The 12,013-nt window shown below is 41.5% G+C and carries 13 protein-coding genes; 5 read left to right on the forward strand and 8 right to left on the reverse strand.

The genetic code is table 11. From position 1 onward, the window contains the following. Window positions 1-125 precede the first annotated feature (125 nt). Window positions 126-1,361 carry a dicarboxylate/amino acid:cation symporter gene (locus WCV65_RS16880; protein ID WP_338778066.1) on the reverse strand — a complete coding sequence of 412 codons (1,236 nt, stop codon included), beginning with the start codon at window positions 1,359-1,361 and terminating at the stop codon, window positions 126-128. An 89-nt stretch (window positions 1,362-1,450) separates the two neighbouring features. Then, window positions 1,451-2,773 carry a hemolysin family protein gene (locus tag WCV65_RS16885; RefSeq protein ID WP_338778068.1) on the reverse strand — a complete coding sequence of 441 codons (1,323 nt, stop codon included), beginning with the start codon at window positions 2,771-2,773 and terminating at the stop codon, window positions 1,451-1,453. A gap of 130 nt (window positions 2,774-2,903) precedes the next feature. Between WCV65_RS16885 and WCV65_RS16890 the strand changes: the two genes are divergently transcribed. Next, window positions 2,904-3,161: a protein mistic gene (locus WCV65_RS16890; protein WP_338778070.1), complete on the forward strand. Its 258-nt coding sequence runs from the start codon at window positions 2,904-2,906 to the stop codon at window positions 3,159-3,161. Continuing rightward, window positions 3,154-4,143, forward strand: coding sequence for a potassium channel family protein (locus WCV65_RS16895; RefSeq protein WP_338778072.1), 990 nt, complete (start codon window positions 3,154-3,156; stop codon window positions 4,141-4,143). Before WCV65_RS16890 ends, WCV65_RS16895 begins: the two co-directional genes overlap by 8 nt. Before the next feature lie 247 nt (window positions 4,144-4,390). Here the strand turns inward: WCV65_RS16895 and WCV65_RS16900 are convergent, their stop codons facing one another. Together WCV65_RS16900 and WCV65_RS16905 are read right to left on the reverse strand one after the other, a co-directional pair. Beyond that, on the reverse strand, window positions 4,391-4,795 hold the full coding sequence (locus tag WCV65_RS16900; RefSeq protein WP_338778074.1) for a YugN-like family protein: 405 nt from the start codon (window positions 4,793-4,795) through the stop codon (window positions 4,391-4,393). Between the two features lie 93 nt (window positions 4,796-4,888). After that, a complete protein-coding gene (locus tag WCV65_RS16905) occupies window positions 4,889-6,238 on the reverse strand; it encodes a glucose-6-phosphate isomerase (RefSeq protein WP_035412375.1) in 1,350 nt (449 codons plus the stop codon). A gap of 187 nt (window positions 6,239-6,425) precedes the next feature. Here WCV65_RS16905 and WCV65_RS16910 point away from each other — a divergent pair, with 187 nt between their 5' ends. Continuing rightward, window positions 6,426-6,950, forward strand: coding sequence for a GNAT family protein (locus WCV65_RS16910; protein WP_051860835.1), 525 nt, complete (start codon window positions 6,426-6,428; stop codon window positions 6,948-6,950). A gap of 52 nt (window positions 6,951-7,002) precedes the next feature. Here the strand turns inward: WCV65_RS16910 and WCV65_RS16915 are convergent, their stop codons facing one another. After that, entirely contained in the window at window positions 7,003-8,166 is a 1,164-nt protein-coding gene (locus WCV65_RS16915) for an iron-containing alcohol dehydrogenase (RefSeq protein WP_338778077.1), read from the reverse strand. A 183-nt stretch (window positions 8,167-8,349) separates the two neighbouring features. Between WCV65_RS16915 and WCV65_RS16920 the strand changes: the two genes are divergently transcribed. Further along, window positions 8,350-8,583, forward strand: a complete 234-nt coding sequence (locus tag WCV65_RS16920; protein WP_035412381.1) for a DUF378 domain-containing protein — start codon at window positions 8,350-8,352, stop codon at window positions 8,581-8,583. Window positions 8,584-8,754: 171 nt separating this feature from the next. Here WCV65_RS16920 and yugI read toward each other — a convergent pair whose 3' ends face one another. The 3 genes from yugI to WCV65_RS16935 form a co-directional block, all read right to left on the reverse strand. After that, window positions 8,755-9,147: a S1 domain-containing post-transcriptional regulator GSP13 gene (gene yugI, locus WCV65_RS16925; RefSeq protein ID WP_035412386.1), complete on the reverse strand. Its 393-nt coding sequence runs from the start codon at window positions 9,145-9,147 to the stop codon at window positions 8,755-8,757. 116 nt (window positions 9,148-9,263) lie between these two features. Continuing rightward, on the reverse strand, window positions 9,264-10,910 hold the full coding sequence (locus tag WCV65_RS16930) for a hypothetical protein (RefSeq protein ID WP_338778082.1): 1,647 nt from the start codon (window positions 10,908-10,910) through the stop codon (window positions 9,264-9,266). Next, a complete protein-coding gene (locus WCV65_RS16935; RefSeq protein ID WP_035412394.1) occupies window positions 10,903-11,460 on the reverse strand; it encodes an RNA polymerase sigma factor in 558 nt (185 codons plus the stop codon). Before WCV65_RS16935 ends, WCV65_RS16930 begins: the two co-directional genes overlap by 8 nt. A gap of 154 nt (window positions 11,461-11,614) precedes the next feature. On the opposite strand from WCV65_RS16935, the gene WCV65_RS16940 reads away from it, so the two are divergent. Further along, window positions 11,615-11,911 carry a helix-turn-helix transcriptional regulator gene (locus WCV65_RS16940; RefSeq protein WP_051860836.1) on the forward strand — a complete coding sequence of 99 codons (297 nt, stop codon included), beginning with the start codon at window positions 11,615-11,617 and terminating at the stop codon, window positions 11,909-11,911. Window positions 11,912-12,013: the final 102 nt, after the last annotated feature.

Consider the following 12,013-nt stretch of genomic DNA (forward strand, 5'->3'; position numbering starts at 1 on the left):
TGTCCCGCTGCTCCCGCAGGAGTCTCACGCCTTCCGCTCCAATCAACAGGTGTTAATAATCAACACCAGGCTTTAACAGAGCCTTTTAAAAAAAGCCCAGAAATATATCTGAGCTTTTAATGTCTTTATGCGGTTTTAGAAGAAATACGTCCGGCTTGTTTCTTCATCCAATTTTTACCTTCCACCAATCGGGATACGAGCATTGCTGCTGCATTATCCCCTGTTACATTCAGCATGGTTGCAGGAGGATCAATGATGGTAGAAATAGCTGCGATAATCGGCAGTGCTTCCGGCGGGAAACCGTATAGAGTTAAAATCAGCATTTCGCCGATCATTCCGCCGCTTGGAATAGCTCCCATGACGGTTCCAACCAAAATCGCTACAAGCACTATGCTTGTCATCGTTCCAAAATCCGCAAATTCCTTTCCAAAGATCCCAAAAAGGAAAACGATTTTCAGTACTCCTCCAATTACGGACCCGTCTTTATGGAGAGCTGCCCCAAGAGGAATGGTTGTTTCGCTGATATCAGGCGCAACTCCCATTTTTCTTGATGCTTCCAGATTAACCGGGATGGAGGCAGCACTTGAACAGGTGGCAAGAGAGGTAACGGTTGGCGAGAGCATGTTCTTCCAAAATACTCTAACTCCCTGTTTTTTACCTGCCATAAATGCATAGACTGTGAACGCTGCGAAGAAATAAACGAATGCAGAAACATAATAAAGAATTCCTGATTTGAAGTAGGTTCCAAGCAGCATCGGACCATATTCCCCAACAAGTGTGGCAAAATAGGCACCCAATCCAATCGGTGCATAATACATAATATAAGAAACGATTTTCATCATCACTTCAGAGCCTGAAGTAAGGAACTGTGAAAACGGCTTTCCTTTTTCACCGATTGCTGAAACAGCAATTCCAAGCAGAACAGAGAAAACGATAAGGGAAAGCATATTGCTCCTTGAGAATAGGTCTGCAAAATCAGGTACCGTAAACGTGCTTACGATTTGATCAGCAAGACTCACCTCTTCAACTGCTTCCGGCTTTTCAAATTTCATATTCACACCTTCAGCAGGCGGGAAAATATTCACGATTACGAGCATGTAAAGAGCCGCAATCAGCCCGGTAAATAAAAATACACCAAGCATGCTCCCCATGATTTTTCCAAGACGCTTCGTGCCTCCCATCTTTGCGATGGACGAAGCAATTGTAAAGAATACTAGCGGAACAACAACGGTAAACATTGCATTTAAAAATACATCGCCGAATGGCTTAAGTACAACGGCTTTTTCTCCAAAAATTAATCCTATTACCGCTCCAATGATGATGGAAGATAAAAGGATAATCGGAAAGCGATAGGCTTTCATAAATGAACCTCCATCCAATATCTCTAATAAGTGCAGAATAACAGAATAATGCTATCAGAAATATCGGATGAATTCAATGGAATTTCTTTTTAGCAGTCATTTCCGGTTTCTTCCTTCGGCATGTATGCCTTCGATTGTTTTACTTCAATCAGCTTAATATGATGTCCTTCTATTTCCATTACAAGAAACGTAAGCGTTCCTTCAGAAATGGACTCGCCCTGCTGAATATCAATTTTCTTTGTCAGGATCCAGCCTCCTAATGTATCCACTTCTTCTTCTTCAAGCTCCGTACCGAGCAGGTCATTAATTTCCTCTAACAAAATTTTTCCATCCGCAAAATAATGTCCTTCCGCGATTTTCCTTAAATAAGGCTGCTCATCTGCATCAAATTCATCCCTGATATCCCCAACGATTTCCTCAATGATATCCTCTACAGTGACAAGACCCGCAGTCCCGCCATATTCATCAACTAAAATAGCTAAATGAATTCGGTCTTTTTGCATCCGCATCAGCAAATCCTGAATGGGAATGGTTTCAATTACTTTAATGACAGGCCGAATCATGTCTGCCATTTTAACATCCTTGCTTAGATACAGCGCATGAAAGACTTCTTTTATGTTGATGATGCCGACTATATTGTCTTTATCCTCTGCCTGGACCGGGTATCTTGTGTACCGTTCATTTCTCATGATTTCCATGTTTTCACGGACGCTCTCATTTAGGTCAACTGTTACCATTTCCGTTCTTGGCACCATAATTTCTCTCGCCAGCCGGTTATCAAATTCAAAGATTTTATTTACATATTTGTACTCAGACTGATTGATTTCTCCTTTTTCAAAGCTTTCGGATAAAATGATTCTCAGTTCTTCTTCACTAAGCGCTACTTCATGCTCGGATGCCTGGTGGAAACCGAACAGCCTTACAATGACTCTTGCTGACCCGTTTAACGCTTTAATAAAAGGAAACATGATTTTATAAAATACCAGCAGCGGTCTAGCAAATAGCAGGGTGACTTCCTCTGATTTTTGAATCGCTACGGTTTTAGGGGCAAGTTCACCAATAACCACGTGCAGAAATGTAACAGCAGCAAAGGCAATCACAAAAGAAAGAATAGATGACAGCGGTTCTTGCAAGGCTAATTTGTGAAAGAGAGGATGAAGGAGCTTTTCCACTGTAGGTTCCCCGAGCCACCCCAAACCAAGAGCGGTGATTGTAATTCCAAGCTGGCAGGCAGAAAGTGCCTCATCAAGGTTATTGATTGCCTTTTCTACATAGACGGCATTTTTGTTCCCTTCTGCGACGAGCTGGTCAATACGTGATTTGCGGACTTTTACAACGGCGAATTCTGTTGCCACAAAAAAGGCAGTTGCAGCGATTAATAAAAACACTAAAAGTAAATTGACCCCGATCATTTATAAACAGCTCCTTCTCCCATACCATTGCTCCTGCTAGTTTCTGCAGTTTTTTTCGGAGTTATCCAGAAAGAAGATGGATTAACAAGTGCATACTACACAATAAAGACTGGATGCAGAAGGTGAAACCATGAAAATCTCAGGGAAAGAGAAGGAAAACCTTAGCGAAGCTATTGATCAAATGAATGAGGCACTGGATGTATTTATCCAGATTTATAATCAATCGGAAGAAGACAAACCGATCCTCCGTTTTACTGCCGAGACAGAGAACATCATTCTTAAGGCTATCGAGATTTATGGTGAAAAGACAATTGAGCACAAGATCAATACGCTAATTAAAGAGTTTCTCTCCTTCACAGATAGCAAAACAGGAAAAGCAAATGAGTAAAAGCCTCTTAATCACGGCTTGGCAGAAGCTTCCTGTTTATGCACGAATTGCGCTATTTGTCCTGTTCCTGATTCTGATTTTCGCTATGATCATGACATGGATTGAGCCTGAAACCTATCCTACTCTTTTTGATGGATTGTGGTGGACAGTTGTAACAATTTCCACGGTTGGATTTGGTGATATCGTCCCAAAAACCATAGTGGGAAAAGCGGTGGGAATGCTGATTATATTGCTTGGGGCAGCTTTCGCGACAGCTTTTTTCGCTACTTTTGCAGCAGCGGCTGTGGAGCTTCAGCACCGTTATAAAAGGGGGAGTCTCATGTTCAAAAGCAAAGACCACGTCATTATCATAGGATGGAATGCAAAATCTGCTGAGATGATCCGATCCATGATGAAAGCAACCCCTGAGCAGAAAATCGTATTAATTGATCAGACGCTAGAGGAATCTCCGATTGACCACATCCATTTTATCAAAGGGCCCGCTATACAGGACAGCACACTGCTCCATGCAAACTCGGTGAAAGCGAGGACTGTCGTCATCACCTCTGATCAGCATAAGAATGAAACAGAAGCGGATATGCAAACCATTCTCATTATTCTTGCCGTAAAAGGATTAAACCCTGATACATATACCATTGCAGAAATTCAAACAGCCCATCAGGCAGCAAATGCGATTCGTGCAGGGGCAGATGAAATTGTTAAAACATTTGAATTGTCCAGTCACATTATGGTAAATGGAGTCCTGCACAAGCATTCCGTTCGGGAAAGTACAGAGATGGTCAATCCGGGTGAAGGGAAGCATATCGAGGTGAATGATATCCCTATTCCGCTGTGCGAGACCCCTTTCAAGGATCTTAGCCTCTACTTTCTTGAACATAGAAGCATCCTTGTCGGAATAAAGCGTAATGATCAGCTGATTTATAACCCCGCAGCTGATTTCACCGTGCACGAAGGGGATAAGGCGATTTTGTTTATTTGCTGAAACACCAACAGTATTAAATCTATTTTTTGTATTGTAAAATCCGGGTTATTGCTTATTTTCGCTACAGATTAAACGATTATGAATAAATTAATAAAAACCACGTGTGCAAAAGTGAAAACCGGAAACATGCTCATACATCGCGAGCAGTCTTCGGTTTTCATTTTGTCTCTTTATTTGGATGGCTAACTTGAAGAATGATTTTGATTTTAAATTGCACAGGAAATGAACAGCTAAGTTTACAGAGCTATTAGGAAAGAAGAACCGTTTCAAGTTCTTTTACTAATGATTTTCCAAGGTCAATATACTTCTCTGGAAAAGAAGCATCCTTAACCTGCGGCTCCGAAAATTGATTAAAGGATGCCTGCAAGTTGCCGATCCTTGCATGATCATCGAGACCGATTTGATATTTATGAGATAATAAATAAGGCGTACCGAGCTCTACAGTTGTATTTTTAGAGTCCAAAGCACCGCTCGCTGCAAAAAATGGAAGTCTCAGGAACTGATATCCAACTTCATCATCGATTTTGTAATCAAATGAACCTTTCTCATAATCCCAGCCTCCGCCGATGGAATATCCAAGCGGTTTAAGCTCTGACTCCAAATCAAATAAATTAAACTGCTGACCTTCAAGCTTTGAAGGAATTTCAATCATAGGAACACCTCCGTTCTAAAAGGTAGGTTTTCCTTTACACAGGCTTTCATACAAAAAGGAACTGCCCAAAATTGGACAGTTCCTTTTGTTTTCTTATTTTAAGCGTTTTTCAAGCTCTGCTTTCTTCTCTTCGAATCCAGGTTTGCCAAGCAATGCAAACATGTTTACTTTGTACGCTTCTACACCAGGCTGATCAAACGGATTGACACCAAGTAGATAGCCGCTCATCGCGCAGGCAATTTCAAAGAAGTACGCAAGATAGCCAAATGTGTATGCATCCATCTGTGGAACATTGACAATCAGGTTTGGAACGTCTCCGTCTGTATGAGCAAGCATTGTTCCTTCAAACGCTCTTTTGTTAACAAAGTCCACGTTTTTTCCGGCAAGATAGTTCAAACCGTCAAGATCATTTTCTTCCTCTTCGATCAGCAATTCATGACGGGAATTTTCCACGTTCAAGACTGTTTCAAACAAATCTCTGCGTCCTTCCTGAACGTATTGTCCAAGAGAGTGCAAGTCCGTTGAGAAGTTAGCTGAAGAAGGGAAAATGCCTTTTTGGTCTTTTCCTTCGCTTTCGCCGAAGAGCTGTTTCCACCACTCGGAGAAGTACTGCAGACCAGGCTCATAGTTAATCAGCATTTCAATGGTTTTACCTTTGCTGTATAGAACATTGCGAACAGCGGCATATTGGTAGGCAGCATTTTCTTCAAGCTCAGAACTTGAGAAATCGTTCATCGCATCCGCTGCACCCTTCATCATTGCTTCAATATCGTTTCCTGCTACAGCAATCGGCAGAAGTCCTACAGCTGTTAATACAGAATAGCGTCCGCCCACATCATCAGGAATCACAAAGCTTTCATAGCCTTCTTCATCAGCAAGCGTTTTAAGAGCACCGCGTGCTTTATCCGTTGTAGCATAAATGCGGGTGCGCGCTTCTTCTTTTCCATACTTTTCTTCTAAAAGCTTGCGGAAAATACGGAAAGCAAGGGCAGGCTCGGTAGTCGTTCCAGACTTAGAAATCACGTTAATTGAAAAATCTCTGCCTTTTAAGACGTCCATTAAGTCTTTCATGTATGAAGAACTAATGTTATTTCCAGCGAAAATCACCTGAGGGGTTTTTCTGTCTTCTTTGGAAAGGACATTGTAGAAGGAATGATTCAGCATTTCAATCGCAGCTCTTGCTCCAAGGTAGGAACCGCCGATCCCGATGACAACCAATACGTCGGAATCCTCTTTGATTTTTGCTGCACTTTTTTGAATGCGGCTGAATTCCTCTTTATCATAGTTAACAGGAAGGTCTACCCAGCCTAAGTAATCACTGCCGGCCCCTGTTTTTTCGTGTATGGAATGATGCGCTACTTTAACAAAATCACGCAGGTATGTAACTTCGTGCTCACTGAAAAATGACAGCGCTTTGGAATAATCAAAACGAACATGTGTCATATATTCATCCTCCAATCTTAATTTGTTTGCCTCTTTCACTTTAACCAAACTGTATCCTTAAATCAAGCCAAGCCCTGATTGTAAGCGATGCCAAGACCAAATTTTCTTTTGACTCCTCCTGAAAAGCTGTTACATTAATAGTTAGATGGAAATTTTTCCTGATTTCAAGCCTATCTAGGAGGAACCCATGAGAACGATGATCCGTTTTGCCACGCAGGCAGATGCTTTTAAAATGACAAGGTATATAAAGAAAATTCTTGGCGAAACGCCCTACATGATCAGTGAAGCGGGTGAGTATCGACCATCGATTGAAGATGAAGAGTACTGGATTAAACAAACCTATCAGGACGGCGGGATGATTTTACTGGCCTTTGCAGGACGCAGTTTAATTGGCATGCTGAGCGTAAACCGGCATAAAAGAAACAGGAGGAGTCATGTTTGCTCCTTCGGGATTTCCGTCAAGAATAGTTTTCAAGGTCATGGAATCGGCAAGGAATTAATGAGACGAATGATTGAGTGGTGCAAAGCTGAGCAAGGGCTTGAAAAAATCACTCTGGAGGTGTTCTCAAATAATGATAAGGCGATCCGGCTCTATGAAGCTCTGGGGTTTAAAGAAGAAGGCAGGATGTGCAGGGAAATCCGCTATGCCGATGGCGAATATGCCGACATGATCACAATGGCTCTGTTTATACACAATGATGAAAGTACTTAAAAAGCTGATTCCCATAAGGAAAATCAGCTTTTTACTTTTTACTTTTTACTTTTTACAATGATGCTTGCAAGATGTCGACTACATCTTGTTTTTTAAGCGCATTAAAACGTCCGAACTCCCCGTAAATCATTGCTTTGTCTGCAATCATGTCAAGGTTCTCGTCATTGATATTGTAGTCAGCAAGACGACTCGGCGCCCCCAGGCTGCTCCAGAATTCACGCAGTCGGCTGATTCCTTCAAGAGCTGTCTCTTCATCCGTTTTCCCTTCAGGATTGACATCAAACACTCGAACAGCAAGCTGTTTAAAGCGGCTGACATCTACATGAAGATTGTGCTTCATCCAATTTGGGAAAAGAATCGCTAATCCGCCTGCATGCGGAATATCATATACAGCTGAAACAGCATGCTCAATATTATGAGATGCCCAGTCACCAGGCGCTCCCATTTGAAGTGTACCGTTAAGAGCAATCGTACCATTGTATAAAATCGTCTCACGAAGATCATAATTTTCAAGGTCTTCCAGCAATTTTGGAGCGGTTTCGATAACTGTTTTAAGAACAGATTCACACATGCGGTCCTGTAATGGAGTATTGGACGCACGGTGGAAGTATTGTTCAAATACATGGGACATCATATCGACAATGCCATATACAGTATGGTCTTTTGGTACAGTGAATGTATTAACTGGATCAAGGATCGAGAATTTAGGGAATGTAAGCGGGCTGCCCCATCCATATTTCTCCTGTGTTTCCCAGTTCGTGATAACAGAACCTGCATTCATTTCTGAACCGGTCGCTGCAAGTGTAAGAACCGTTCCGAATGGAAGAGCATCAGCGGGAGCATGTTTTTTCGTAACAATATCCCATGCATCTCCATCATACTTAGCGCCTGCTGCAATTGCTTTTGTACAGTCAATTACGCTTCCGCCTCCGACTGCAAGAATAACTTCAATTCCTTCCGTTTTGCAGATGTCCACACCTTTTCTTACTGTTGTAAGACGCGGATTCGGTTCTACTCCTGCAAGCTCAGATACTTCCGCTCCTATTTCGTTCAGTACAGAAATGACTTGATCATAAAGTCCGCTGCGTTTAATGCTTCCGCCTCCGTATACAAGCAATACCTTGCTGCCGTATTGAGGCAGTTCGTTCTTCAATTGCTCCAGCTGGCCTTTTCCGAAAATCAGCTTAGTTGGATTATAGTATGTAAAGTTTTCCATTTAAAATCGCCTCCTCAAATTTACATCTGTATTATCTACCCTCGCACAATCTTTTGTAAAGAAATGCGCTTCGGTTAGTATTTTCTGTTTTTTGCATTTTAATCAAATTTAATTGACGTGCATAATTTTTTAACCAGTCCGCAAATTAATATGGAATAAATCAAACAACAGGAGGTTATATGCATGAGTGGAATTCAGCGTGCAGCACTTGTACTTACTATTATCGGAGCTGTTAACTGGGGATTGATCGGCTTCTTCCAATTTGATTTGGTAGCAGCAATCTTCGGAGGACAGAATGCAGCCCTTTCCCGCATCATTTATGGTTTAGTTGGAATTGCCGGTTTGATTAACATTGGTCTTCTTTTCAAGCCTGCTGCGGAACTTGGACGCACTGAACCGAAGCCAGATATGAGATAACCATTTATATGGATGAAGAAGGGCACTCGCATTGAGTGCCTCTTTTTTTTTAGCGCTGTTAAACTTTGCTGTTGATTGCAGTTCGCAGGTGCTTGATTACTTAGCTTACTGCCTATTTAAAGCAACAAAAAAGACACCCTGCTATATGCGGATGTCTTCTGGAGTTGTTGATTACTTTTTGGATTGTTCGATCCACTCTTCAAGCTTTTCTTTCAGTGTGTTGAAACCTTGTGCAGAATCACCGGAAGAGTAAGAAGTAGCAGCTGAAGCAGCCGGTTGTTTCTTTCTTGGCTGTTTTTTCACTTCAGGACGCTCAGGAGCTTCTTGAGTCGCGCGGATTGAAAGGCTCATTTTGCCTGCTTTTTCGTCGATGGAAAGAACTTTCACTTGAACTTCCTCTCCAACTTTCAAATGCTCGTTAATATCCTTAACAAAGCTATGTGTTACTTCAGAAATATGAACAAGGCCTTGAGTATCGCCATCAAGCGCTACAAACGCTCCGTACGGCTGAATGCCTGTAATTTTTCCTGTATATACATTTCCAACTTCATAAGTGGCTGTCATCATTAAACACTCCTAAAAATTTTATATTTCGGTCTACATATACGCAAGTAAAAAGTATATCACAAGTTGCGGTTTTTTTCAAAAAAAATAAAAACAGCAGGATAAACCTGCTGCCATTATTCCTGCCTGCCAATTTGTACTCGCGAAGATAAACCTCCCCCGCCTGTTTTCAGATAAAATGTTTGTTCGATCCCTTCCAATGAATACAGTTCAAGGGCTGTAATGCCCTCCTCTCCATCAGAGGCATTCACTTTTAAATACTTGGCTTTTGTATTTAAAGATAAAAAATCAGCCTTCGCTTTTTGAGCTTCCTGAATAAATTCGGATTTTGACTTTTTCGTATCTGTGAGTATATATGCCGTTTCATAATCTTTTTTTAGCATCGCATAAAGATAAATCCTTAAAACCGTGATTTGCTCCGTGTTCATGTTTCCTTTATACCCCGTTTCAGCAATGAGCGCTACTGGATCCTTTGATGCCTGAAGGTCTTTGTACATGCCGCTCATCTGCTCTGTTAAAGGAAAAAGGATTACCGGCTGTGAAAATTCGGGTACAGCTGGCTGCATGGATGGAGGTATAGCGTAACTCTCCTGTTTATCCAGCTTTCCATCCTTATACTTCTGATGTAAAAGCGCGATCTCCTTAAAGGTATCCGAGTCCGGAAATTTTCGTTTTAAGTTCAGTAAACTTTCTTCAAATTCCTGAGATGGGGCTTTACGGTTTGGATCAAAGAACCCTTTGCTCACATAGTTTTGAAAAAGATCACGATATGCCGTTTTCACTTTATCCATTCTGGTGAAGTTGGGGTTGCTCAGTGCAAATTCTTCCATTTCCACGAGTCTTTCTCCAGCTTTTATATCATCAATAATCGTGTTGTCAGCCATATACGGTTTGTTGAGGTTGAAATCCGCCCACTCACTATAGGAAGCTGAAATTCTTCCGCCGAGCTTTTGCTTTGGCCATCCGTAATCCGGCTGAATATTAATCATCCCTTCTCCCGCATCAAAGAACCGGTAGCCAGCCCCTCTAATTTCTTCTACAACAGGCTTAAGCTTTTCATTTTCAAAGGTCCCGTCGTTCATGGAAGCAATGACCGTTTTAAAAGATTCAAAATCAGGAGCAATCAGATCCGCACTATTTTCCCATTTTTCATTGTATCTATCATACATTTGATCCTGCTTTGCAAGAAGCAGAAGAAGGTCATCATCTGAGATAGTCTCTCCTTGCTTAGCTTTTTCCTGAAGCATATCCATTTGTTCATCAATAGAGGAAACATGCATTTTAACCTTTTCCTGGAGCTGCTCCGACTGGTTTTGAAGCTCCTTTTCATTTGCAAAAGGCCTTAATGAGAATTTTTTTATTGATTGATTTGCTTCTTGAACGAAAGGATATAATTCCGCGTCTTCATTTCTTAGCTTTTCCTTGAGCTTTTTAAGCCGCTCATTGTAAAGGGCCCTCGCTTCTTCGGATTTTTCTTTTATTTTCTCTGTTGATGGAGGGTCTTGTTCCTGTGATAAAATCCCCGGTTTCCCCTCACCTGGCGAAGATTCAGGACCTTTAAAAAGCTGGAATGAAAGCAGCCCGCCGATCAGGATGATTCCAGCGATGCTTGCGGCAGCCGGCATGCTCAAACGTAAACGGCGTTTCTTTCCCTCCCTTTGAAGGATGTTTTTAGTGATTTCCTGTGCACTTGTCCTGTCCGGCATTCCATCATATGAGTGCCCTAATTGTCTAAGGCGTTCCTCAAAGGTTTGTTCATCCATGTGTTTCACCTTCTTTCCTTTCAAAATCCTCCAATAGTTTTTTGAGCTTGGCTTTTCCTCTCAAAATTCTCGTTTTCACTGTGGAGAGAGTCAAACTCTGAATTTCTGCAATTTCTTCATATTTTTTTTCGTGAAAAAAGAAAAGAATAATGGGCACTTTATATTTTTCATCAAGCTTCTGGAGACATATATGTAAAGCGCGGTCATTCTCATTTTTAATGATAATCGCTTCTGCAGCAGGGTACTCTTCATGCTGCTCATGCTGAAGCTTGAACACTTTTCTTAATGCGGATGCTCTTTTTCTTGCAGCATCCCTCGTTACATTCAGCGTGATTTTATAAAGCCAGGTAGAGAATTTCGCTTTTGTAAATTGATCAAGAAACCGATAAACCCGAATAAAGACCTCCTGGGTAATATCGTCGATGTCATCCTGGCGGTTACCAAGCTGGTATGCAAACCGTTCTACAACAGGCCGATAATTTTCAACCAGCTGATGAAATGCTGCCGTATTGCCCTGTTTTGCTTTCGCTACCAGTTCATCCTCCTGCATGGTGTTCCCCCCCCTTTCGCACATATAACGAAGGTTTGTTAATGAAAGTTTCAAAAGTTGCTCACAGAAAATCCATTTTTAAGAAGCGCAGAACAGCGGGTTTAAAAGTAGGATAAGAATAGGAAGATAAGATGTTTAATGGAGGGATTTTCACATGAAAAGAATTGGGGAAAACATTAAGCATTATCGTGAGCAAAGAAATCTGTCGCAGCAGGAGCTTGCCTTAAAAATGAGAGTGGGCGTCTCCACTATTGAAAAATATGAGTCAGGAGAACAACTGCCGGATACATTAAGCATATTAAAATTTTCAACTGTCCTTGATATTCCTGCATCGGAGCTTTTGGAAAAACGCCGCACAGCATCTTCATGTATGGATTCTGAATTGGAAGAGCTCATCCAAGAAGCCGGCATAAAAAGAGCAAAGCTTATCCTCAGAAAGACAAATGAATGATTAGAAGATGACTTTAGTAACTTCATGCAAATTCTTTTCGAAAAGGTATGTTAAAGCATGATGTTAATTATTAACATCTGTTGATTGCAGCGGAAATCACGC

Origin of the sequence: Metabacillus sp. FJAT-52054, from assembly GCF_037201815.1 — a bacterium.
GTDB classification, from domain to species: Bacteria; Bacillota; Bacilli; order Bacillales; family Bacillaceae; genus Metabacillus_B; species Metabacillus_B sediminis.